We start from the raw sequence: 23,719 nt of genomic DNA on the forward strand, positions 1-23,719 counted from the left end.
GGGGGGGGGGGGGACCGGGGGGGGGGTTGTTTTATTTTCATCGCGTTTGTGTGTTCCTGGTTTTTTTAAGCACCCCGGTGTGTGGGTAATTACCCGGCCCCCCACCCCCGCGACGGAATCCGCGGCGGCCACTCGGGAAGCGCCGACGCGGAGCGATGAAGCAACAGCGAAGCGGCTCAGAACCGCGCCTTGATTCCGAAGTTCCACATCGAACCGTAGACGGTGTACTGCTGGACCCGGCCGGGCACGTTGGAATAGATGATGTCCGGTTCGTTGAAGATGTTGCGGCCGGCCAGTTGCAGTTCGATGTTGTCGGTGAGCTTGTAGCTGGCGCTGATGTTCCAGAGCTCGCGCGCGGTGTGGTAGAGCACGCCGTTGTTGGCGGTGGTCGGCGTGTTGCTCAGCGCGCTCACCCGGTACTCGCCCTGGCGGTTGCCGTTGATCTGCAGGTCGAAGCGGCCGTAGTTGTAGCGGATGCCCCAGTTGGCGGCCTGTTCCGGCATGTTCTGGCGCACGCCATCCGGATTGACTCGGGTGTACGAGCCGTACAGGCTGAGCCCGCGCAGCGCGTCCGGCAGGAAGGTCAGCTGCTGGCTGTATTCCAGGGTCAGGCCTTCGTTGGTGCTGGTGCCGGGCAGGTTCTGCGCGCTGCGGAAGGTGTAGCCGGCGTACTCGTCGGGATCGAAACCGACATCCTCGGGATTGACCGTGATGCCGGTGACCTGCATGTCGGTCATGTCCAGCTTGTAGTACGACAGGCCGACGATGCCCGACGGTTCCAGGTAGTACTGCAGGCTGGCGTAGTACTTGGTCGAATGCTCGGGCTTCAGCAGCGGATTGGGCACGTTGACGATCAGGGTGTCGTCGTTCACCGATACCACCCCGCCCAGGTTGCCGTAGTCGGGGCGCAGGATGGACTGGCTGAAAGCCAGCTGGCCGACCAGCCGCTCGCTGAAGTCGTACTTGATGCCGCCGCTGAGGAACCAGTCCTCGTATTCGCCGCGGCGCATCGAATAGGCGCCGTTGTTGTACTGGTAGAGCAGGCCCTCGACGGTGTTGACCGACAGGCCGGCGGCGGTCACTTCGCTGACCGGGCGGACGCTGGCCACGCGCGCGGCGGTGCGGGTCTTCTCGTAGCGCAGGCCGAGATCGAAGCGGGCCGCGCCGATGCGGGTCTGGGCTTCGAGGTAGGCCGCGTCGACCTGCTCCTGGATGCGCTTGTTGTTGTCCAGCGAACGCTTCAGGTTGCCGACCGTGTCGGGAACGAAGTACTCCGGATGCGCCTGGTAGATGTCGTACATCGCGTAGTGGCTGTCGGCGCGCCAGTTCTGTGCGTTCATGTTGCCGGCGTCGAAGCCGTGGATGGCGAACTGGTAGTGGTGGGTCCACGGAATGACCGCAGCCGGATCCCGCTGGCTGAGATCGCCGGTGGGCCCGACGTACTGGAACTGCCGGTAGGAACCCTCGTTGGTGCGCCAGTCGTTGCTGCGGCTGCCCAGGCCGCCCATCAGCGTGATCGGTTGGTCGCGGAAGCTGAGCTGCTTCTTCAGATCCAGGTAGGCGCCGTACTGGTCGTTGACGGCGTCGGACTCGGCGGTGCGCACGTTGTTGCCGATGTCGGCATCGCGGTTGAAGCTGGTCGGATCGCCCCAGGGACGGCCGGCGGTCTGGTTGAGGTTCCAGGCGTTGGAGCTTTCGCTGGGCCGGTCCATCGTGAAGCCGATGCCGGTCAGCCAGCTGTCCGTGCGCTGGAAGAAGCCTTCGCTGTTGTCGCGGAAGTTGAACTCGGAGCGCGAGTAACTGCCGCGCAGCGTGGCTTCCAGCGTCTCGCCCTTGAACTCGAGCTTGGGCGCGATGGTGTAGGTCGGGGTGCCGGCGTAGCGGTGCGAGTATTCGGTGCGCAGGCGGGTGTTGGTCCCGTTCGGGTTCACCACGATGTGGGTCGGGGTGGAGTCCGGGGTGGCGTACGACGCGGTCGGGGTGCCGAAATAGAGAAAGGTGTACTGGTTGAAGTACTCCACGTCGTACAGTGAATAGGTGCTGCGTAGCGAGAACACCAGTTCGTCGGTGATCTGGTAGTCCGTGCTCAGGTTGGCGGCGGTGCGGCTGGTCATCTTCGGACCCGGACGCCACATCACCCGGTAGGGCATGACCCGGCCGTCCGGCAGGTAGGACCAGTCGGTCTGGATGCGATCCTGCTGCACGTAGTTGGCGTTGTAGCTGGTGTTGAACTCGACGCCCAGCCGGCCTTCCATGAATACGTCGCCGAAGCCGAACTGGGCGGACGGATACAGGGTGGAATGCTTGCGGTCGTCGGGAAAATACTTGCGTGCGAGCGTCGAGTCGGAGGTGCCGACCCCGCCCAGCTGCGCGACCACCTGCCGGCCGGTGCGGTTGAAGGCGTACTTGCTGCGCAGGTTGATCTGGCCGCCGGGCGAGTCGGCGTCCATGGCGGCGGTCAGGGTGTTGTTGAGTTCGATGGATTCGATGCCGGTGATCGACATCTGCTCGAACGAGTTCTGGCGGCCGGTGTTGTTGTTGGAGGTGGCGGTCGCCATGCGCGCGCCGTCGATGGTGAAGGTCGAGTACTTCGGATCCAGGCCGCCGATGCGCACCGCGGTGGCATCCACTTCGGTGTAGTCCAGCGAGATGCCCGGCATGGATTTCATGAACTCGCCGACATCGCCCATGGTCAGGGCGCCGTAGTTGTCGGCGGCGACCACGTTCTTGGCGTTCATCGCCGCGCGCCGCTCCATGATCGCGCTGGCCTGGCCCTCGCGCTTGGCGGTGACCATGATCATGTCCATCTCGGTGGCTTCGCCGCCGTTGGCGGCGTAGGAGGGCACCTTCAGGTCGAAATCCAGGGTGGCGACTTCGCCACCGCCGACGGTGGCGGTGCTCCGCGCGTCCTGCAGGCCGGTGTAGCGCACCACCAGGGTCGCTTCGCCGGTCGGGACGCCGGTGAGGCGGAAATTGCCGCCATCGCCGGAGTAGGTGACCAGAGGCGCGCCTTCCACCCGGATCTCGGCGTTGCGCACGTATTCGCCGGTGGCGGTGTTGAGGATGCGGCCGCGCACGCTGCCCGTCCCGATCTTCTGCCCGGACCGGCCGCGTTCGGCTTCGCCGGCGCCGGATTTCTGCAGCAGGATCACGCCGTTCTCGTCGGACTTGATCTCCAGCCCGGTGCCTTCCAGCAGACGGCACAGCGCTTCGCGAGCATCCATCTCGCCGGTGATCTGCGGGGTGTCGATGCCTTCCAGGGAGCCGGCCGGCGCGATGATCTGCACCTGCGCCTGGCGCGCCAGTTCGGGGATGGCGGTGACGGCCGGCTGGGCCGGGACATCGAACGTGCGCTGCTGGGCCATCGCCTGCGAGGAGCAGGCCATGGCGGCGGCGATCGCGCTGGTCAACAGGACTTTCTTGTAGCGATTCATGGGGGATGTGTTCTCGGCAAGCTGCGGATGAGCGGTACTGAGAACAGAGAGCCGTGGCGGAGAGGCGTTCCGCTATCTGTCAAAAAAATTTAATGCGCGCGGGTGAGCACGATGCGTTCCGGTTCGCGGACGGCGCGCGCATCGAACACCTCCGCGATCGCGCGGCTGAAACCGAGCGGATTGTGCGTGGCGAACAAGCCGGTGACCTGCATGCGCGCCAATTCGGGATCCGCGATGACGATGGGCGTATCGCTGTAGCGCGCGTAGATGGCGGCGGCTTCGGCCAGGGTTTCGCCCTGGAGCGCGATCTTGCCTTCGCGCCAGGCCAGTTCCCGGTTCATCTGCCCGGCCGCGAGCGGCGCGGGCCGCCAGGCCCGGGTTCCATCCGTCGGCAGCGACAGACCGGTGTTCGCCGTCAGTGACATCCGCTCCGCGCGGACCGGGCCGGCGACATCCACGCGGCCTTCCTGCACGAGCACCTGCGCGGGCCGGCCTTCCAGCCTGCGCACGACGAAGCTGGCGCGGCTGGCGGTCAACCGCCGTCCTTCGACTTCGACCAGCGTGGGCGTGGCCGGATTGGCGTCTTCCACCAGGACTTCCCCGCGCAGGATGCGTATCCGCTTGCGTCCGCGTTCGTCGTAGACCTGGATGCGGGTGTCGGTATTGAGGGTCACCGTGGCGCCATCGCCCAGCGGCACCATGCGCATCTCGCCCTTGGCGGTGGCGTAGGCACTGGGCATCTGCAGGGTGACCGCCAGCGCCACCACCAGCAGCAGCGACGCGGCGAGCGCGCCGCCCCATTCCATCCATCGGCGACGCCGCAAGCCGGGGCGGGGAGGGGAAGCCGAATCCGGCGGCAGGAAGTCCAGCGGGTCATACCGGGGGCCCAGCGCGCGCGCCGATTCGCCGCGCATCCAGATGGCCTTGGCGCGCACGAAGGCGCCGAAGCGTCGCCGATCGCCGGCGAGCCATTCGTCCAGGGCCTGGGTTTCGCGCTCGGACAGGGGCGCGCGATCCATCCTCGCCACCCATCGCGCCGCGGTTTCTTCAATGTTCCGGCTGGTTTCGCGCTCTTCCATTGGCACGCCTTCTTTCCCGCTCCAACTGACTAGAGGTTTTGGCGGGCGGGTTTCCGCCACTGGCGAACCACTGGTCCAGCCAGCGGATGCCACGGACGATGTGTTTCTCGACCGTGTTCTCCGAAATGCCCATCCGCGCGGCGATCTCCCGCTGCGGCAGTTCGCGTATCCGCCGCAGGATGAAGGCCTCGCGGGTCTGCCCCGGCATGCTCGCGATCACCCGCGCGAGCTGGCGCAGGTCGTCGTGGGCGATGGCGCTCTGTTCCGGCGTGGCGGCTTCGTCGGCGAAATCCACCGCGCCCAGATCCTCGACCGCCAGGATCGAGACGATCCGCGCCCGCCGGATGTTGCGGACGACCAGCGACTGGGCCACCTGGAACAGGTAGGCGCGCGGATTCAGGATGTCGTCCACGCAGGCGCGTTCGGCCAGCACGGCGTAGCTTTCCTGGACGATGTCCTCGACATCGAACGCGGCGGGCGCGCTCCGGCGGGAGAGCCAATTCCTCAGCGCCGCCTCGTGCGGCAGGATGTGGTGCATGAACCAGCGTGTCCTTTCGACATCATCCCGGACCGCCTCCCTGCGCCCCGTCGCTTCGACCCGCTCAGACACCCCGGTTCCCCGTCATCCATCCGGCAAATGAGCAGCGATGCTAGGGACCGCGCATGACAACCGTGTTTCGGCCGGAGCCGCCCGGGACCAGGTCGACGCGTCCACTGCGCGATTGGGGAAAGTCGCCTCGACCAATGGGCGAGGCGGCCCCGCTCAGGCGGCCTTGCAACTGCCGCAGCACGAACCCGCGCTTTCAGGTGCGTCGCCGGCGTCGCTGGTCACGACGGTGTATCCCTGGGCCGCCAGCGCCGTGGCGGCATCGCTGGCGCGGATCCGGCCCTGGACCATGACGGTCTTGCCGGGCAGGTCCACCGAGACCCGCGCATCGGAGTCCAGTGCTTGCAGTGCATAGGTGATCGTGCGGACACAGTGGCCGCAGGTCATGCCTTCAACGGTGAGTTTCATGTTGGCTCGAAGCAGTGACCGGCCCATCGCCGGCATGGCTACCGTCGGGCTTGCCCCCATGGGAAGGTCAAGCGCCGCGATGGCGGCGGGTCGGGGTTTGACCTTCCCACGATGGGAAGCCGCAACGTGCCGGCCATTCCCACCGATGGACCGCCGTCATGAATGCCTCCCTGTCCCATGCCCACGCCGCCGCTGGCGACCAACGCTTCCGGTTCGGCATCGCCGGCATGACCTGCGCCTCCTGCGTCGGCCATGTCGAGCGCGGCCTGCGCGCCGTCCCGGGAGTGACCGACGTGTCGGTGAACCTCGCGACCGAGACCGCCGAAGTCCGTTCGGATCAGCCCTTGGCGTTGTCGGTCCTGGACGCGGCCGTACGCGACGCCGGCTATGAACTGGCCACCCGCGAGGTCGAACTCGCGCTCCAGGGCATGACCTGCGCCTCCTGCGTGGCGCGCATCGAAGCCGCGCTGAAGCGCGTGGCGGGCGTGGTCGAGGCAACAGTGAACCTGGCCACCGAACGGGCGCGCGTGCGTCTCGGCACCGAAGTCGAAGACGCCGCGCTGGTGGCCGCCGTCGTGGCCGCGGGCTACGGCGCATCGCCCAGCGTGCGCGCGCAGGAAGGCGCCGGCGAACGGAAAGCCGCCAGCTCGCGCGAAGTCCGCCACCTGCAATGGGCCGCGCTGCTTTCCTTGCCGCTGGTGTTGCCGATGGTGGCCTTGTTGTGGGGAGAACACTGGATGCTGCCGGGCTGGCTGCAGTTCGCGCTGGCGACGCCGGTGCAGTTCTGGCTGGGCGCGCGTTTCTACAAGGCTGGCTGGAAAGCGCTCAAGGCCCGGACCGGCAACATGGATCTGCTGGTCGCGCTGGGCACCAGCGCCGGCTACGGCCTGAGCGTGTACCACTTGCTGGCCGGGCCCTCCCATCACGGCGCGCAACCGCTGTACTTCGAAGCGTCGGCGGTCATCATCACCCTGATCCTGATGGGTAAATGGCTGGAAGCGCGCGCCAAGCGCCAGACCACCGAGGCCATCCGGGCGCTGCAGGCGCTGCGTCCGGCCACCGCGCGCGTGCGTCGTCCGCAGGGTGAGATGGAACTGCCGATCGATCAGGTCCGGGTGGGCGACGTGGTGCTGGTGCGGCCGGGCGAGCAGATTCCGGTGGACGGCGATCTGCTGGAAGGCAGGACCCATGCCGACGAGTCCCTGATCACCGGCGAGTCCCTGCCGGTGGCGAAGAATCCGGGCGACCGCGTTACCGGCGGCGCGGTCAACGGCGAAGGCACGATCGCGGTGACGACCGTGGCGGTGGGCGCGGAAAGCGCGCTGGCCCGCATCATCCGGCTGGTGGAGGACGCCCAGGCGCGCAAGGCGCCCATCCAGCGGATCGTGGATCGCGTCAGCGCGGTGTTCGTGCCGGTGGTGATCGGCATCGCGCTGTTGACCCTGGCGGGCTGGGGCGTGGCCACCGGCGATTGGAACCAGGCGATCCTCAACGCGGTGGCGGTGCTGGTGATCGCCTGTCCGTGCGCGCTGGGGCTGGCGACGCCCACCGCGATCATGGCCGGCACCGGGGTCGCCGCCCGCGCCGGGATCCTGTTCAAGGATGCCGAGGCGCTGGAAGTCGCCCGCCGGGTCACCACGGTGGCGTTCGACAAGACCGGTACCCTGACCCGCGGACGTCCGGTGCTGAGCGAGGTGGTCCCGGCGCATGGCTCGTCTGAGGAACTGCTGGCGCGCGCCGCCGCGTTGCAGGCGGGCAGCGAGCATCCACTGGCCAGGGCGGTGCTGGCGGCGGTGGACATCCGCAATCTGATCGCCGCGACCGAGGTCCAGGCGCTGGCGGGACGCGGTCTCACCAGCCGGGCCGGCGGCAACGCCGTATGGCTGGGCAGCACGCAGTTGATGCGTGAACTGCGGATTGATCTGTCTTCGCTGGAAGCGCAGGCCGAGCGGTTGAGCGCATCCGGACACACGGTGTCGTGGCTGGCGGAAGAGCAGGGCGGCGGGATTCGCCTGCGCGGCCTGCTGGCGTTCCGCGACGAGCCGCGCGAGAGCGCCGCCGGCGCCATCGCCCGACTGCATGCGATGGGCCTGCGCACGGTGATGATCTCCGGCGACAATCCGGGCGCCGCGCAGGCGGTCGCCACGCAACTCGGCATCGACGAGGTGCGCGCGAACGTGCTGCCCGACGGCAAGGCCGACGTCATCCGCCAACTCCAGCGGAGCGGTACCGTCGCCATGGTCGGCGACGGCATCAACGATGCGCCCGCGCTCGCGGCCGCCTCGGTGGGACTGGCGATGGGCTCCGGCACCGACGTGGCGATGCATGCCGCCGGGGTGACCCTGATGCGTCCGGACCCGCGCCTGGTCGCGGCGGCCATCGAGGTCTCGCGCCGCACCACGCGCAAGATCCACCAGAACCTGTTCTGGGCGTTCGCGTACAACGTGGTGGGTATTCCGCTGGCGGCGCTGGGCCTGCTCAATCCGGTGGTGGCGGGCGCGGCGATGGCGCTCTCATCCGTCAGCGTGCTCGCCAATACCTTGCTTTTGCGCCGTTGGCATCCCACCTTGGATGCCTAGGAGATCGCCATGACCCGACCCTCGAAGCAACCCCGCCCGGAACTGGCCGAAGCCCGCCAGCAGGGGCTGCACAACATCGGCGAAGCCGCCGCGCTGAGCGGCGTCAGCGCCAAGATGATCCGGCACTATGAAAGCATCGGCCTGCTGGCGCCGGTGGGCCGCACCTTCGCCGGCTACCGGGTCTATCCGGACAACGACGTGCATCGCCTGCGCTTCATCAAGCGCGCGCGGCTGCTGGGCTTTCCGATCAAGCAGATCGAAGTGCTGCTGGGCCTGTGGGACAACCGCAGCCGCGCCAGCGCGGAGGTCAAGAAACTCGCCCGCGCGCATGCCGACGATCTGGGCCGGAAGATCGAGGAGATGCAGGCCATGCAGCGGACCCTGCTGGATCTGGCCCAGCGCTGCCACGGCGACGACCGGCCCGAGTGTCCCATCCTGGAAGACCTGGCCACACCGATCCGGTGAGCGCCTCGAGCGCGGGGCGCGACGCCCCGCGCCCGCAGGGGTTCAATAGACCGGCAGTTCGATCGAACTCGCCGCTTCCGGCGTATGCCAGACCCGCTGCGTCGCCTTCCGGTAGTCCGCAGGCTGGGCGAAATAGATGTTCTGCACGAAGGTCTGCGGATTGCGGTCGTACAGCGGGAACAGCGTCGACTGCACCTGCACCATGACCCGGTGTCCGGGCAGGAACACGTGGTTGGCCTCGGGCAGCGCGAAGCGGTAGGGCAGGGTCTGTCCGGGCGCGATGGTCTTGGCGTGTTCGAAACTCTCGCGATAGCGTCCGCGGAAGATCGCCAGCGACACCGGCAGCTGATACCCGCCCATTTCCGGTGTGGAAGCGATCTGCTCGGGATAGACGTCAATCAGCTTGACCACCCAATCGCTGTCGCTGCCGCTGGTCGAAGCCTGCAGGTTGACCCAGGGCGTGCCGGCGATGCGCAGCGGTTCGGCCAGGGGTTCGGTGATGAAGGTCAGCACGTCCGGTCGCCCTTCGACGAAGCGCTGATCCTTGACCAGCCAGGTCGTCCACATGTCGCGATCGCCGAAACGCACCGGACGCGGCGCGAACGGCACCGGCTTGGCGGGATCGGAGACATATTCCTCGAAGTCGGTTTCGTCCACCGTCGGCGGCTGGAACGAAAGCTGGCCACCCGCGCGCAGGTACAGCGGCCGGGCGGACGCGGCGCAACCCTGCGCGCAGCTGCGCGGCCACCGCGGCAGGCGATCCCAGTGATCCTCGCCGGTGTTGTAGACCAGCACCGGCGGCGTGTCGGCCTTGGGCGCGCCCTCGACCAGGTACTGATCGAAGAACGGCTTGAGCACGTCGCGGCGGAACTGCAGCGCGGTGTCGCCGTCGAACTTCAGCGCGCCGAGGTTGCGCCCCTCGTAGTTGACCTGGCTGTGCCGCCACGGTCCCATCACCAGGTAGTTGAGGTCGTTGCCGGTGTCGCGGGCTTCCATCGCCTGGTAACTGTGGTTCGCGCCCCACATGTCCTCCTGGTCCCACAGGCCCTGCAGCCACAGGGTCGGCACCTTCAATGGCGTCTCCGCCATTTTCCGGTCCAGCGCCTGCTCCTGCCAGAACGCATCGTAGGCGGGATGCTCGGTCATCTTGCGCCACCACGGAATCTGCTCGAACCCGTTGGCGCGCGCGTAGTCGCCGGCCGAGCCGGCGCGCAGGAAGGTGGTGTAGTCGTCGTATCCGTCGCCGGGCAGCGACGCGCCCTTGCCGCGCTTGGTGAGCTGGCCGGAGAAATAGCCGAAATTGACCTGCCGGAATGCGCCATAGTTGAGCCAGTCGTCGCCCATCCAGCCGTCGATCATCGGACTCTCCGGCGCGGCCACCTTCAGCGCCGGATGCGGGTCGGTCAGCGCCATCACCACCGTGAAGCCCTCGTAGGACGATCCCAGCATGCCCACCCGGCCATTGGACTCGGGCACGTGCTTGACCAGCCAGTCGATGGTGTCCCAGGCGTCGGTGGCATGGTCGACCCTGGTCGGATTCAACGGCCCGCGCAGGGGACGGGTCATCACATAGTCGCCCTGGGAACCGTACTTGCCGCGCACATCCTGGAACACGCGGATGTAGCCGGCGCGCACGAATACCTCGTCCCCCTGCGGCAGGATGTCGATCATCCGCGGCGAATCCGTGCGCTGGGTGCGGCCGGCCGCGTCGTACGGCGTACGGGTCAGCAGCATGGGCGCGTTCTTCGCGCCCTTGGGCACGACGATGACGGTGTACAGCTTGACCCCGTCACGCATCGGCACCATGACCACGCGCTTGTCGTAGTCGAAGTTGCCCTTCGACACGACGAATTCCTTGCCGGTGATGTCCGGCGTCATCGCCGGCGTCTGCGCCAGCGATGCGGCGGCGGGAAGGAGCGACAACGCCAATGCCGCCAGCCCGTGGCGCCACGGGCCCTTGCAAGTCATCTTCATGGATCGTCCTGGTGGGTGGTTGCGTGACCCGCCGATTAGACAGCGCCCGGTCGGCCGTAGCCAGTGCGGCGGCCGGTACGCCTTTCACGGAACGGCGACCGGCGGGGCCGGCCGAAGCGCTCCGCGCGCAGGCGCCACCCAACGCGCCGGGCTCTGCCGAAGGTCCCTGGCCGGGCGTTTCCCGTCGCCGGCGCGGCGAAGCCCGATGGCGGGCAGTTTCCGCGCCATCCTGCTAGCGTTACCTTTGACGTTTTCCGGGCCACGCGAAGGACGGTGAACCCGCCGCCGGCCCGTCGCGCCGTCGCGGGATTCGTGCCCGGCGACGGTGGCAGGGAAACCTTCGACAAGAGAGGATGGAAGGACCGATGAAGTCCATTCGCCGGAAAGGGCACGCCGTCACCATCGACACGGTGGCGGCGCATGCGGGGGTGTCGCCGATGACGGTCTCGCGGGTGGTCAACGGCCTCAGCACCGTGCGCGAAGCGACCCGGGAGCGTGTCCTGCGCGCGGTGGAGGAGCTCGGCTATCGCCCCAATCTGGCGGCAAGCTCGCTGGCGGCCGCGCAGAACACCTGCATCGCGCTGATCTACACCAACCCCAGTTCGGCCTACCTGCGCGAGCTGCTCGTGGGCGCGCTCAGCGGCACCAGCCGCGCCGCCGCGCAGCTGGTGATCGCGAACTGGGACACGCTCAAGGCGGACGCCCTGCGCGATGCCGCGCGCCTGCTGGCGAAAAGCGTGGCCGGGGTCATCCTGCCGCCGCCCCTGTGCGAATCGAAACCGGTGGTGACCGAGTTCGTCCGCGCCGGGATCCCGGTCGTCTCGATCGCGTCCGGCCAGTTCAGCCGCGAGATTTCCTGCGTGCGCATCGACGATTTCCAGGCCAGCCGGGAAATGACCGCCTACCTGATCGCCCAGGGCCATGCCCGCATCGGCTACATCAAGGGAAATCCCGACCAGACGGCCAGCGCGCATCGCTTCAAGGGATTCCAGGAAGCGCTTGCCGAGGCGGGCCTGCCGCAGGATGGTGATCTCGTCCAGCAGGGGTACTTCACCTATCGTTCGGGGCTGGAAGCGGCCGAGAAGCTGCTCACGCTCGACCGGCGCCCGACCGCGATCTTCGCGAGCAACGACGACATGGCCGCCGCGGTCGTGTCCGTCGCGCATCGACGGGGCCTGGGCGTGCCGCGGGATCTGTCGGTGGTCGGATTCGACAACACCTCCGCCGCGACCACGGTCTGGCCGGAACTCACCACCATCCAGCAGCCGGTCGCTTCGATGGCCGACACCGCCATCGACATTCTCCTGCGGACGATCCGGCGCCAGGAGAAAGGCGCCCCCGCCACCGTCAACCATGTGATGCCCCACGCGCTCATCACCCGCGACTCCGTCGCGCCGCCACGGAGGGCGTGACGAGGGAAGGGGGAACCGGATTCTCCGGCGCCGTCCCCGAGCACGCCCAGCCGCCCTCGCGGTCAATTCCCGCGGGCGGAGCGCGAAGCGCGGAGGCTGCGCGGGCCCCGTCGCGGACTCCTGGACGCCTCCTCCGGCCAGATCGGCGTTGCGCACACAGTGCCGCCATTCCAGCGCGCATGCCGGATGAACAGGTTCCACGAACGATTGCGCCGGGCGACGATGCGCAGGAGGTTGCCGTTGCCCACCTCCCGCTCGGCGCGCCGGAACGGCGGGCTTCCCGGCACATGGGAACCCTGCCGCCGCCATGCCAACCCCAAGTCTGGCTTGGCCTGCTTGCCCGCATTCGCGTGGTCGGGGCCGCGACCGCGCGGCGATGATGCGTGTATCGCGTTCATGCGATCAGGCATTGGCGCGAGATCGGGTGCCCGCGCACGCGACTTCTTGTGGAGTTCAAATGAGGCGACGAGACTTCCTGGCGACATGCACGGCAGCGGCGGGCGCCGCCGCCCTCGCGGTTGTGCGCGCGGGGCAGTGTGCGCAGGGCGCAACTTCCGAGGTGGCGAAATACGCCGCATGGCGGCGCTTCGCCGATACGCCTTTCGGACGCGTCGCCTACGTGGAACAGGGAACCGGGCCAGCCGCGCTGTTTCTCCACGGGTTTCCCTTGAACGGCTTTCATTGGCGTGGCTCGCTCGAACGTCTCGCGCCCCACCGGCGGTGCATCGCGCCGGACTTCATGGGGCTGGGATATACGGAGGTCCCCGATCAGCAGGACCTTTCGCCCCAGGCGCAAGCGGACATGCTGGTGGCCCTGCTTGATCGCCTGCAGGTGTCATCGGTCGATCTGGTCGCCAACGACAGTGGCGGTACCATCGCGCAGCTCTTCGTCGCCCGGCACCCCGCGCGGGTCCGCACGATGCTCCTGACCAACTGCGACGTCCACGAGAACTGTCCGCCGCCGCAGATGCGCAACTCCATCAACGCCGCGAAGGCGGGCACATACGATCAGAAAATGCAGCGGCATCTGGACGATCCCGTCTACGCCAGGTCGGAGAAAGGCATTTTCGGATCGGCCTACATGACTCCCGCGAACGTGGCGGACGCCGCGATCGAGTACTACTTCAATCCACTTGTCGCGTCGCCGCGACGGAAGGCGCAGCTCAACCGTTATCTGGCGGAACTTGAATCCAATCCGCTGCTTGCCATCGAACCGGCGCTGCGTCGATTGAAGACGCCGACGCGGATGCTGTGGGGCACGGCGGATCCGCTGTTCCCGATCACGTGGGCGAACTGGCTCGACCAGGCGTTGCCCGGTTCCCGCGGCGTGCGACGGGTCGAAGGCGGGAAGCTCTTCTGGCCGGAAGAGTTGCCGGAAGTGGTGGCCGACGAGGCGAGGGCGCTCTGGCGTGTCTAGTGGGCGGCGCACCGGTTCGGCCTTCTGATCGCACGGCATCGGTCCGCGAAGCGGCGTGATGCGCGCGAAAACCATTCGATTCGCCCGGTATGTCCTGTCGAAATGAAGCCCGCCTGTTCGTCGTTGAAGAGAACCCATGACAGAAAGGTCCGGCATGTCGTCATCCCAATCTCTCGCCTGTGCCTGCGGGCGGTTCAATCTGCTTGTCCAGGGCGATCCCATCACCAGCGTCGAATGCCATTGCGACAGCTGCCGCGCCGCCGGCGCACGCCTGGGAAAGCTGCCCTGCGCGCGCTCCATGCTGGGACCTCAGGGCGGGACGCGGTTCGTCCTCTACCGGAAGGATCGCGTCCGGTTCACCGCGGGTGCGGACCAGCTCAGGGAATTTCGTCTGTCGCCTGGCGCGGGCAGCCGGCGCGTCCTCGCTTCGTGCTGCAACACGCCGGTGTTCCTGGAGTTCAAGGGCGGGCATTGGCTGAGCCTGTATGCCGGGCTATGGCCCGACGGCACGCTGCCGCTGCTCGAAATGCGCACCATGACGGGCGATCTCGCGGACGCCTCGTTCCTTCCCGACGATGTCCCGAATCTCAGGAACCAGTCCGTGTCGTTCTTCGCCAAACTGATGAAGGCATGGATAGCGATGGGATTCCGGAGTCCGGCAATCGACGTGAAGGGAGAAATCCGGGCCTGACATCGACGAGGTGTCGGCGACCCCCCTGTCATCGGAAAGCAGGGCAGGCTCAATACACGCTCATGCCGGCCACCGGCACTGGGACCGACCGTCCGCCGGACCAATTTTTTCCCGGATTCGGGCGGTGCCGCCTGTTCCGCCAGGCAGGAACGACGCGCGCCGGTCAGGGCGGTTGCCTCGGCGGCGGCATGCGCCCGGCGCCCGCCCCATTTTCATGACCAATGGCATCAGGATTGCGGGAATCCGGTTTGCTACGCTGCCGGGCAAGGGGGGGCTCATCGTCCGATGCGCCCAAAGCAAACCGGGATATTGATATGGCACGCGCCAAGAAGTACGCAGCCTTGATGGGGTTCGTGTTTCCGTGTCTGGTGGAATCCAGCAGCCCCGTGGCGCCGCTTGAAAGGCCGTTCGCCACGCCCACGGAACAAGGCGCGGGCGATGGCGTCGAGCACGAACAACCTGCGGCCGCGGCGCCGTTCGAGATGCGGGAAGCTCCCAGGAGCAGCGCTACGTTTGGCTGACGGTTCAGGCCGCGAACCATTTCCGCGGTTCAACCCGCCAGGCATCGAGCGGCATGATCGCCAGGATCATGGATGCCCAACCCGGTGCATGGCGCGCGATGCTTCCAGGTCGTCGCCATACGGCTGTCTAACTTGGCGGGAAATCAGGCAGTGCTCGTAGCCGTGCCGCTGTTCCGGGCTTTGCCCGGACGCAAGCCCAGATCCAGCCGCTCGGCGATGCCCTGTGGGCTGATGTCCCCGGCACGGTTGATGAGCACCACGACGGTTCGCCGCAGGGCGGGGACGTGCCGGAGGTATCCCGTGAATCCCGCCGTTCCCCCGCCATGGCCCACCACCTGGCCGCCGTCAGCCAGTTCCCATCCCGCGCCCCAGCCGGCGGTAGCACCGTCGGCAAGCGGCGTATCGCGCCACATCTGACGGAGCAGGGCATCGGGCAGCAGCTTGCCCTGATCCAGCGCGACGGCGAAACGCGCCATGTCGCCGATGCTGGCAAGCAGGCTTCCAGCGGCCCAGGCGGAACCCGGCGCGGTGATGGGCGGATCCAGCCAATGGCCGTCCTGGTAGAGGTGTCCCTGGGCGACGATGCGGCGGTCGCCGGCGCGACGCGGCCCGGCGGTGCGCATGTCCAACGGGCCCAGGATTTCGTCGTGCAGGAATTGCCAGTAGTCCGCGCCGGCCACCTGCTCGATGGCGAGCCCGAGCAGGATGTAGTTGGTATTGGAATAGGCGTGTCGCGTGCCCGGAGCAAAGTCGAGAGGCGCCTGCGCGACCAACGCCAACAGATCCCGGGGTGGAGAGTCCACCGGCATCAACTTGAGAAAGTTGCCTTCGTTGAGGTAGTTCGGGATGCCGGACGTATGGCTGAGCAGCCGGGACAGCGCAATCGGCTGCCACGCCGCGGGCAGGTCGTCCACGTAGCGGCCGATGGGAGCATCCACGTCGAGCAGGCCACGGTGCCGAAGCCGGAAGATCAGCAGCGCGGTAAATACCTTGGTGATGGACCCCAGTTCGAACACGGTATGGCGTTCGACACGCGCGTCGCCGGCATCGTTGCGCCGTCCCGCGGTCGCCATCTCGGTTATCCGTCCCCGGTCCACCAGTACCGCGGCCATTCCCGGCTGGTGTTCCGCTTCCAGCAGAGCGCTCAGGGATGGGCGTTTCTCCGGCGCGCGGCTGCCTCCGCGCGCGCCAGGCACCACAAGTCCGGCACCCGCGGCGAGCAGTGCGGTACACAAGCGACGTCGCGTCGGGTCGGTCTGCATCGGCGGTTCGCTGTCGGTTCGGTAGACGGCGATGGTAGAGCGGCAACGGCGGCTTCGGCTACTGGCCGCTCCTTTCCTCGCGCCGACCCTTCGGGTATTCACGCGGCACTTCTGTCGAGTCGCGACAGGGGCGCGCGCAAACCGCCCGTGTTCGAAGCCTGACTAGGAGTTGGCCTGGCGGAGGGTTTCGGTGTGAGCCGATGCCACCCAGGCCCCCTCCTTGCGGACCCATGTGGTGGTGTCGTAAACCACCATGTCCTGGCTCTTTCCGCCAATGGTGATGGACTGATCCGCTTTATAGGTGGCAATGGCGACATCCGGCGTTGGGAAAATCACCCGTTCCTCGGAGAACTTGAAGGCGGTGACCCGTGCATCGCCGGACAGAGCCATTTCCCGGTACTCGGCCGGGCTGAAGTGGTGGATGCCCCAGCCGGAGACGGAAACCGATTCTCCATCCAGTAACGAAACTGCCGTGTCGGCATCCATCTCCACTATCGCCTGCCAGAACTGCCGTTCCAGTTCCATGATGTCATTCTGCGTAGTCATGTCGAGTCTGCACGCCAGGAGAGGAAACGGGTTTCTCATACGGCGCGTTCAAGTGCCGTCATGGCATCGTGATGGGCCAACGAACGCCAAGGGCGGTCAATGTGGCTGGCCATGCCAGGCCCGTCACGACCACCGACGAGAGTGCCGGCGTCCGTTGAGCCAGGCGCCCAGCCAGGTCGTGCGGACGAACCATCCGTAGCTGCCCAGCAGCAGCGCCAGCGTGGCCAGCAGGATGGCGATGAACTTCAAACCGGCCGGGCCGGGGACGCGCACGACCAGCACCTGCAGGGCCATCACCACGGGGATGTGCGCCAGATAGATCCAGTAGGACGCATCGGCGAGGTAGCGGCGGACGGGATGCGCGTGGGCGAACGCCCGCAGCGCCATGCCGGTGAGGCCGAAGGTCCAGCTCCATGCGCCCAATGCATACAGCGCCGCGTACAGCCAGGTACGCGGCTCCTGCGGAGCGGGGACCAGCATCATCTGGCCACGCAGCAGCGCCAGGCAGATCAGCGTGCATGCCACCGCGACGACGAGATGCATCCACGAATGACGCGCCAGTCCGGGCAGCAGGTCGCGCCCGCGATGCAACCACCATCCGAACAGGAACGCGCTGCCGAAGGCGACGCACGCCGCCAGCGGGGGATACAACGACTGATCCGGGGTGGGAACGCCGAAGAACGCATACCAGCTTGGCGTGCTCGCCAACGCGACCGCCAACGGCAGGGCCAGCAACGGTGGTCCGGCGCGGGATGCCAGCACGCGGGTGACGGCGTCACCCAGGCGCCGCAGGGCCGGCGAGAACGGTGCACGACGGTATCACGGCTCAGCGGCCCGAGGCGTTGTTTGAGGCCCGCCGCGACCAAGGCGGCATCCAGCCCCGGTGGCAGGTCGCAGACTCGGCCGCGGGCGGTCCGCCTGGTCAGTGATCGACCAGGAACTCGATCACCACTGGTTCGGGCACCGGCCAGGACAGGGCACGCCCGTAGCGGCCTGACCCCAACCGCCCCGCGCGGCGGTAGCGGCCTCGCGTGCCAGCACATGGGGATCCAGCGCTGCCAGCTCGACCAACGGCCGCAATACAAGGCGATTGAGCGGATGACCATCGCCCAGGCCGACTTGCAGGAGCGACTGCGCCTGGCCAGTGTCGCGGCGGCGGCCGCCGAGGCTCGGGGAACACGTTGCAGGCGGTGCGCGCGTCGCAACCGAAGGCCAAAGCAGTGTGGACGCCGAAGCCCCCGTCTGCACGCCTTCTCGAGGACTTGAACTAGTCTTAGGACCGGCGCAGCATACGAACTGGGCACACGGAGGGGGAGCCATGGAAAGCATCGAGTTGGAGCTCGACGCCCAGTTCTTTTCGGCGGACGTCGTTGCGCGCACGGTTTACCGGTATTCCGGCGACTATTACGTGCAGGTCGAACGCGCGACGAAGGTACATCGCATCACTCTGGTGCCGCGCACATCTGGAATCAATACAAGCCAGTTGGCAGAGCGCTTCCAGACCGATGCCTGCGATGATCGTTTGCGCGAGCAGGTTGCACTTCAGACCGGCGATCTGCAGCGCTTGCTGATGCGCGCGGCGATCGAGCGTGCAGTGTCCGTGGGTGATGCCTCCACGTGAAGTTCCAGCCTGCCTCCGCCTTTGTTGGTAGCGCCCCTGCTTATCAGTTGCTACCCCTTCGATTCCGGCGCCTGCCCTGGGATCCGGCCCGGGTGTTCGTCAGTTCTACTGCCGGTGACTGGTTGACTTGCCAGCACGAAGAACTCGTACAACTGCTCAACGGGGATCTACCCGTCGACTCGGCGCTGATGCAGGACCTCCAGGCCCGGCATATCGTCGCCGGGCCGCTGGAAACGTTGACCCTCTCGCCACTGCTCTCGCAGCTGCGGACGCGCAAGGGCTATCTGGAAGGAGGGCCGGCACTGCATATCATTGTGGTGTCCCTGCGTTGCCATCACTCCTGCAGCTATTGTCAGGTTTCCCGACAGAACACCCTGAAGCGGCAGTTCGATTTGCAGGAGGCCCTCAACGTTCAACTGGTCGAGCGCCTGTTCCAGTGGCCATCGCCCACCTTGACCATCGAATTCCAGGGCGGCGAGCCGTTACTGAATTTCGAGCAGGTCAAAGCACTGACGGAGTTGATCCAAGCGCGTAACCGTAGTGAGGGCAGGGCGCTGCGTTTCGTCATCGCATCCACGTTGCATGGCATCACCGATGCCCAACTTGAGTTTTTTGGAACTCACGGCTTCGAGCTGTCCACCTCGCTCGATGGTCCCGCTTGGCTGCATAACGCCAATCGCCCCACGCCCACGCGTGATAGCTACGAGCGCACGATCGCAGGCATCGACAAAGCACGAGCGGCGTTGGGACACGATTGTGTGTCGGCCCTGACGACGTTGACGGCCAAAAGCCTGACGGCCCCGGAAGCCATCATCGAGGAATACCGGCAACAAGGGTTTCATAGCATTTCGCTGCGGCCGCTTAGCCCGTACGGCTTCGCGCGCAAGACTGCCAGCCGTATCGGCTACACGATGCGCGACTTTCTGGCGTTTTACAGGCGCGCCCTCGACACGATCATCCAGGTCAACCAGGACGGCTTTGCCCTGGAGGAGACCCACGCCAGCCTGCTGCTGACTCAGCTACTTACCCCCTTCAGTCATGGCTATGTGGACCTGCGTTCGCCTATGGGAGCCGGCGTGGGGGCAGTGGTGTATGACTACGATGGTCGAGTCTACCCCTCGGATGAAGCGCGCATGCTCGCGGCTCAGGGCGAGGACAGGTTTTGCCTCGGAACGCTGGACCAGCCCGTGCACGAGTGGCTTGCTTCGCCGGCGATGCAGGAACTCCAAGCCGGGGGCGTGGCCGAGGCACTGCCGGGTTGCTCGGACTGTGCCTACGTCCCACTGTGCGGCGCCGATCCGGTCGATCACTTCGCGCGTCAGGGCGATGTCGTCGGCCACCGACCCACCTCGGACTTCTGCACAAAGCAAATGGGCATGTTCGATCTGCTGCTGGAGCGCATGGAAAACGCTTCGCCGGCGGAGCGGCGCATCCTGGAGGGCTGGGCCATCGGCGCAATGCAGATCGCGCCTGTGATGGAGCCGGTCCACTGATGCGCCCTCAACAAGCCAAAGCAACCTTCTCGGGGCTTGAGCATGGCTACTACAAGGTTGCCGGGCTGCAAGAATTTGCCGCCGGACTGTACCCCCTGGAGCGCATGCTGCTGGATCTTCGCCGCGCGCCGACCGCTGACATCGACTCACTGATCGCGTTGCCTTGGGGAGGCTTCATGGTCGACGAGGCTGGCTGTGTGTCGCCTGATAGGCCTTGGATGATGTGCGAGACGGACCAGGACTGGACCTCGCCCGGGGACGTATTGGAACTGCAGCCCTCGGCAAGCCGTGCCGCATTGCGTTACCGCCGCGGCGACAATGGCAACGTGCTGTTCGCGACTGAGCAGTGCAACAGCTATTGCCTCATGTGTTCCCAGCCGCCAAGGGTGATTGACGACTACTGGCGGCTTGAGCAACTCCATGCCTTGATCGACCTGATCGACAAGGATGAACCTTCTCTCGCCGTTAGCGGCGGGGAACCGATGCTGCTGGGAGACGGCCTGGTCGAGGTCATCGCCCACTGCCAAGCCGCGCTGCCTCAGACCCACGTCCATGTTCTCTCGAATGGACGTTTGGCGGGGGAGGGTGGCTATGCCCGTCGCTTCACGGGCTTGCATGAGTCGCTCACTTGGGGCATCCCGCTCTACGGCGACACTCCGTTGCTGCACGACTACATCGTCCAACGCCAAGGTGCTTTCGCACAGACTTTGCGGGGCCTGTACGCGATGGAGCAAGCCAAGCAGCGGATCGAAATTCGCATCGTGCTTGTCAAGGACGCCGTGCAGCGCCTGGAAAGCATTGCCCGTTTCATCTACAGAAACCTGCCGTTCCTCGAGCATGTCGCGCTGATGGGCGTGGAGCCCATTGGCTTTGCCAAGGCACACCATCAGTCACTTTGGATGGACCCCATCGATATGGGCCCAGCGCTCTCGGATTCCGTACAGTTCCTTAGTTCGCGCAACATCGCCGTTTCAATCTACAACCTCCCACTGTGCACGCTTCCTCGCGAACTTTGGCCCTTCTCTCGCCAGAGCATCTCCCACTGGAAGCAAGACTACCGCCCCGAATGCGAACCCTGCCAAGTTCGCCAGCGCTGCGGAGGATTCTTTTCTTGGGTGACACCTGACTGGCTTAGTCGTGGCATTGCACCTATCAATCAACTGGAGCAAGCCTGATGAGCAAGACTCTCGCATTCGCTACAGCCATCATCAATGGCGCCAGTCCAATGGGCGGGATGGCAGATCAGGGCTGGCAGGTCAGTGGACTTACCGAACTGGCGCTCAATGAGAGCAAGTTCACTACCACGTTGACAGCACCGTTGAACCACGAGCAGTTCAATATGTACGCGCGCCATCGCTCACATAGCTCGCACCGGTCGCACAGCTCACATCGGTCACATAGCTCGCACTACTCGGGAAGTGGAGGCTCCTATCGTGCTCCGGCCTATACACCACCGCCTCCACCGCCTCCTACAACCTATCAGCCAACACCGCGGTCGTCTTTCAACGGAGGAAGCAGCTCAGGTAGCTCGAGCACTCCCAACACAGATTCGCAGCCGCTGACGCTGGAACCGGCGCAGAGGACCAGACAAGGCCTGACGCCTCGCCCCACCTCCGACCAACTGCAAATGATGATCATGCGGGTGCAGGCGGCACTTTACGCACGCGGGTACGATCCTGGTGCCATTGATGGCGTCATGGGCATGCAAACAAAAGCGGCTCTAGCCTCATTCCAAGCTTCGCATGGTTTACCGGCCACGGGAACCATGACGACACCCACCCTCAATGCTTTGGGCGTCGCTCTATCTCCCTAAGCACATAGCAGGTATACCGCGCATTCCAATCGGCGAGAACAGCTTCGAAAGGACTCCAAGTGAACGCCATCCCGCTCCGGCTCGAAGACCTTCGTATCACTCTTAACGGCACGTTCGTCAGGTCGTCTAACGACATTGATGATCGCGATATCGAGAAGCTCATAGAGGCTGCTCGTGCCAACGAGGACAGTGACCACGATCTTCTCCTTGAAGTAAGGAGGAGGGCCATCGGCGCCGCCAAAGTCTCGGCAATTGTCTTCTACTCAAAAAGAGAGGCGTACTTCGCTCCACAACATGAACTCTTTGACACGATCGCTTCATACCTTGTCGTCGTAGAGACAGGGCTGCGGGAGTTCACGCTCTTCAAGAAAAGTTGCGCCACTCTGACACCCCTTCTGGAGAAGGATTACGAGGTCGCTGAGTACGAGGAGCTTCTGAATACTTTTGATGACTCAAGGTCACAGATTCAGAAATTGAGTACCAGGGAGATGAATGTATCCGACAAAGGCCTGCGCGCCAGGAGTTACGAAGCTGCCGACTTGAAAGGTCATATGTCTCCTCATGCGGCTGGCCGTTCGATACCTCGCTTTACCCAGGTTCGCACCAAGAACGAAGTGCGCTCAATCAGCCTGAATACAGGGCGTATCAACCAGCTGACCGAACGCGTGAGCGTCGGTAAAGCTATTGAGTGGTCGGCGAAGGTTTTCACATCGATGTCGAGAAGAAGGGTCAACAAGAGCTTCTTCTCTTCGTTTGCCCGAAGAATTTCGCTGGAAGAGGTACTCAAAGTCGCCCGTCCTGCCAGCATTCTTTTCGAGCGATTCGCGATTGAGGAGCACTTGACTGAAGACAGTATCGACCTTTGGTATACCAAGAACGGGAAGTACCACAAACTTAAGACTGCGTCTCTAAAGCGATTTCTCGACACGCTTGATGTCGCTTTCGAAATTGACGATCACCAGAACATGATCGGAACAAGAAGCGGGAAGCTTCGAATCAATAAGAAGACCTTGTCACCATACTCTGCTGCGCTCAGTAGACTGAAAGTTAAAGGTCCGAAGGACTACATCACCTTCCAGTCCTGGATCACAGATCACGGATACTTCGTCGTCTCCTTTGATCGGCCGGACTACCTATACATCAAGAAGAGCTGCTTTGAGAATCGCGCCGGAAAGGCTGAAGTTGACGCCATTCTCACATGCCTGGAGCCTATGAAAAGCTTCTCAACGGCCATGAGCGAAAAGGGCGACGTGGTCGCCGATAGCACAGCATTTGATCCTTCCTCGCTTTTTGCGAGGGTCGAACACATTCATCGAAACGACAAGTACGTGTTCTGCGATGACCTAGGCACTGAATGGGCTGACCATATAGCCATCGACCTGGATGCGGCACGCATCACGTTCGTTCATTCAAAGCATGCTAAGAAATCAAGCAACTCAGCCAGCGCCCTTCATGAAGTCATCGGCCAAGCCATAAAGAATCTCGGCAGCATGCACTTCACGTCTACTACCTTCTCAGCGAAGGTCAACCAGAAGTTCAATAGGAAGTACAAGGGATCCCAGATAGAGAGAACAAGAAAAGGCAACTACAGGAACGCCAACAATGACATCAAGGTACTACTGGCAGACCCGCGACTTCATCGGAAATGCGTTGTGGCCTGCTCATCACTTTCGAAAAGAGATGTGACGGTTGAGCTTGAAAAGCTCAAGCGTGGCCTGGTAGTCAAAGGGCATATCACACAACTTTTCTGGATCATTTCCTCCTTTATTCATTCGTGCCAAGGAAATGCCTGCTACCCGGCTGTGTACTGCAAGCCATAGACGGGCGATCAGCAGAGGACGCCGATCCATAGTTGTATTCCCGTCGGACCGGGGATGCCGCTGCTGGAACACGGATGGTCTGTTGATTGACCAGTCGCAGGCTGAGTGCCGCCTCATCGTGGATAAGCCTTTCCCGATGAACATCTATCACTCGTATTCGCGTGGCGAGGTGGCGACCACTGAGAAGCCGGGTAGGGAAGCCCAGGGCAATCCGGTGACCATGTCGCTGCCGGGTAATCTGACCGAAGTAGGGGAGACCAGCAATGTGGTGAGTGCCCCTGAGCCGCATTTTTGAGACCCTTTGAAACTGCGTCGCCGACGTGATATCAAGTCGGCGGATTCAAGGGGGCAATATGGACGTTTCTTTCGTGACGCGGGCCTTCTACGGCTTCGCGATAGCCATGGTCATCTGCATGGTGCTGGGCGTCATCGCCGGCAAGCTGTTCGGTGGTGCCAATAAGCGACTACAAAAGCTGACAGCGCAACTCGTATTCGGCGGCGGCATGGTCATTTTTATGCTACTGATTTTTCCGCGCTTGCTAGGGGCTGGGAAATGACGGCGGATGATGTCCAGGAG

The 23,719-nt window shown here is 64.9% G+C and carries 21 protein-coding genes; 13 read left to right on the forward strand and 8 right to left on the reverse strand.

Annotated features, from left to right (window positions below):
* Positions 1–176 precede the first annotated feature (176 nt).
* The 4 genes from ACTHN1_RS05025 to ACTHN1_RS05040 all read right to left on the reverse strand — a co-directional run bounded on the left by ACTHN1_RS05025 (position 177) and on the right by ACTHN1_RS05040 (position 5,528).
* A complete protein-coding gene (locus ACTHN1_RS05025; RefSeq protein ID WP_440469861.1) occupies positions 177–3,434 on the reverse strand; it encodes an outer membrane beta-barrel protein in 3,258 nt (1,085 codons plus the stop codon).
* Positions 3,435–3,523: 89 nt separating this feature from the next.
* Positions 3,524–4,453: a FecR family protein gene (locus ACTHN1_RS05030; protein ID WP_440469862.1), complete on the reverse strand. Its 930-nt coding sequence runs from the start codon at positions 4,451–4,453 to the stop codon at positions 3,524–3,526.
* A gap of 28 nt (positions 4,454–4,481) precedes the next feature.
* The gene (locus ACTHN1_RS05035; RefSeq protein ID WP_440469863.1) at positions 4,482–5,051 is read right to left on the reverse strand and encodes an RNA polymerase sigma factor; all 570 of its coding nucleotides are present in this window, start codon (positions 5,049–5,051) and stop codon (positions 4,482–4,484) included.
* A gap of 225 nt (positions 5,052–5,276) precedes the next feature.
* The gene (locus ACTHN1_RS05040; protein ID WP_440469864.1) at positions 5,277–5,528 is read right to left on the reverse strand and encodes a heavy-metal-associated domain-containing protein; all 252 of its coding nucleotides are present in this window, start codon (positions 5,526–5,528) and stop codon (positions 5,277–5,279) included.
* A 158-nt stretch (positions 5,529–5,686) separates the two neighbouring features.
* On the opposite strand from ACTHN1_RS05040, the gene ACTHN1_RS05045 reads away from it, so the two are divergent.
* Both ACTHN1_RS05045 and cueR read left to right on the forward strand, forming a co-directional pair.
* A complete protein-coding gene (locus ACTHN1_RS05045; RefSeq protein ID WP_440469865.1) occupies positions 5,687–8,107 on the forward strand; it encodes a heavy metal translocating P-type ATPase in 2,421 nt (806 codons plus the stop codon).
* A gap of 9 nt (positions 8,108–8,116) precedes the next feature.
* Positions 8,117–8,572 carry a Cu(I)-responsive transcriptional regulator gene (gene cueR, locus ACTHN1_RS05050; RefSeq protein ID WP_440469866.1) on the forward strand — a complete coding sequence of 152 codons (456 nt, stop codon included), beginning with the start codon at positions 8,117–8,119 and terminating at the stop codon, positions 8,570–8,572.
* A gap of 42 nt (positions 8,573–8,614) precedes the next feature.
* Here cueR and ACTHN1_RS05055 read toward each other — a convergent pair whose 3' ends face one another.
* Positions 8,615–10,450, reverse strand: a complete 1,836-nt coding sequence (locus tag ACTHN1_RS05055) for a CocE/NonD family hydrolase (protein WP_440469905.1) — start codon at positions 10,448–10,450, stop codon at positions 8,615–8,617.
* A 461-nt stretch (positions 10,451–10,911) separates the two neighbouring features.
* Between ACTHN1_RS05055 and ACTHN1_RS05060 the strand changes: the two genes are divergently transcribed.
* The 4 genes from ACTHN1_RS05060 (at position 10,912) to ACTHN1_RS05075 (ending at position 14,587) form a co-directional block, all read left to right on the forward strand.
* Complete coding sequence (locus tag ACTHN1_RS05060; protein WP_440469867.1) at positions 10,912–11,958, forward strand: LacI family DNA-binding transcriptional regulator; 1,047 nt, start codon at positions 10,912–10,914, stop codon at positions 11,956–11,958.
* A gap of 457 nt (positions 11,959–12,415) precedes the next feature.
* Positions 12,416–13,375 (forward strand): alpha/beta fold hydrolase, encoded by a 960-nt coding sequence (locus ACTHN1_RS05065; RefSeq protein ID WP_440469868.1) that lies wholly within the window; start codon positions 12,416–12,418, stop codon positions 13,373–13,375.
* A gap of 154 nt (positions 13,376–13,529) precedes the next feature.
* Positions 13,530–14,066 (forward strand): GFA family protein, encoded by a 537-nt coding sequence (locus tag ACTHN1_RS05070; protein WP_440469869.1) that lies wholly within the window; start codon positions 13,530–13,532, stop codon positions 14,064–14,066.
* A 314-nt stretch (positions 14,067–14,380) separates the two neighbouring features.
* Positions 14,381–14,587, forward strand: a complete 207-nt coding sequence (locus ACTHN1_RS05075; protein WP_440469870.1) for a hypothetical protein — start codon at positions 14,381–14,383, stop codon at positions 14,585–14,587.
* 143 nt (positions 14,588–14,730) lie between these two features.
* Here ACTHN1_RS05075 and ACTHN1_RS05080 read toward each other — a convergent pair whose 3' ends face one another.
* The 3 genes from ACTHN1_RS05080 to ACTHN1_RS05090 all read right to left on the reverse strand — a co-directional run bounded on the left by ACTHN1_RS05080 (position 14,731) and on the right by ACTHN1_RS05090 (position 17,157).
* Positions 14,731–15,849 (reverse strand): serine hydrolase domain-containing protein, encoded by a 1,119-nt coding sequence (locus ACTHN1_RS05080; protein ID WP_440469871.1) that lies wholly within the window; start codon positions 15,847–15,849, stop codon positions 14,731–14,733.
* 162 nt (positions 15,850–16,011) lie between these two features.
* Positions 16,012–16,395 (reverse strand): nuclear transport factor 2 family protein, encoded by a 384-nt coding sequence (locus ACTHN1_RS05085; RefSeq protein ID WP_440469872.1) that lies wholly within the window; start codon positions 16,393–16,395, stop codon positions 16,012–16,014.
* Positions 16,396–16,518: 123 nt separating this feature from the next.
* Positions 16,519–17,157 (reverse strand): acyltransferase family protein, encoded by a 639-nt coding sequence (locus ACTHN1_RS05090; RefSeq protein ID WP_440469873.1) that lies wholly within the window; start codon positions 17,155–17,157, stop codon positions 16,519–16,521.
* A 556-nt stretch (positions 17,158–17,713) separates the two neighbouring features.
* Between ACTHN1_RS05090 and hxsD the strand changes: the two genes are divergently transcribed.
* From hxsD to ACTHN1_RS05125, 7 genes are all read left to right on the forward strand, one after another.
* Entirely contained in the window at positions 17,714–18,016 is a 303-nt protein-coding gene (gene hxsD / locus ACTHN1_RS05095; RefSeq protein ID WP_440469874.1) for a His-Xaa-Ser system protein HxsD, read from the forward strand.
* On the forward strand, positions 18,013–19,509 hold the full coding sequence (hxsB, locus tag ACTHN1_RS05100; RefSeq protein ID WP_440469875.1) for a His-Xaa-Ser system radical SAM maturase HxsB: 1,497 nt from the start codon (positions 18,013–18,015) through the stop codon (positions 19,507–19,509). The genes hxsD and hxsB overlap by 4 nt, the downstream gene beginning before the upstream one ends.
* On the forward strand, positions 19,509–20,684 hold the full coding sequence (hxsC, locus tag ACTHN1_RS05105) for a His-Xaa-Ser system radical SAM maturase HxsC (protein ID WP_440469876.1): 1,176 nt from the start codon (positions 19,509–19,511) through the stop codon (positions 20,682–20,684). The genes hxsB and hxsC overlap by 1 nt, the downstream gene beginning before the upstream one ends.
* On the forward strand, positions 20,684–21,322 hold the full coding sequence (hxsA, locus tag ACTHN1_RS05110) for a His-Xaa-Ser repeat protein HxsA (RefSeq protein WP_440469877.1): 639 nt from the start codon (positions 20,684–20,686) through the stop codon (positions 21,320–21,322). The genes hxsC and hxsA overlap by 1 nt, the downstream gene beginning before the upstream one ends.
* A 59-nt stretch (positions 21,323–21,381) precedes the next feature.
* Positions 21,382–23,142 carry a hypothetical protein gene (locus ACTHN1_RS05115; RefSeq protein WP_440469878.1) on the forward strand — a complete coding sequence of 587 codons (1,761 nt, stop codon included), beginning with the start codon at positions 21,382–21,384 and terminating at the stop codon, positions 23,140–23,142.
* 82 nt (positions 23,143–23,224) lie between these two features.
* Positions 23,225–23,437, forward strand: coding sequence for a hypothetical protein (locus ACTHN1_RS05120; RefSeq protein WP_440469879.1), 213 nt, complete (start codon positions 23,225–23,227; stop codon positions 23,435–23,437).
* A 58-nt stretch (positions 23,438–23,495) separates the two neighbouring features.
* Positions 23,496–23,699 (forward strand): hypothetical protein, encoded by a 204-nt coding sequence (locus tag ACTHN1_RS05125; RefSeq protein WP_440469880.1) that lies wholly within the window; start codon positions 23,496–23,498, stop codon positions 23,697–23,699.
* Positions 23,700–23,719 lie beyond the last annotated feature (20 nt).

The organism is Pseudoxanthomonas sp., from assembly GCF_051953815.1.
Lineage (GTDB): Bacteria > Pseudomonadota > Gammaproteobacteria > Xanthomonadales > Xanthomonadaceae > Pseudoxanthomonas_A.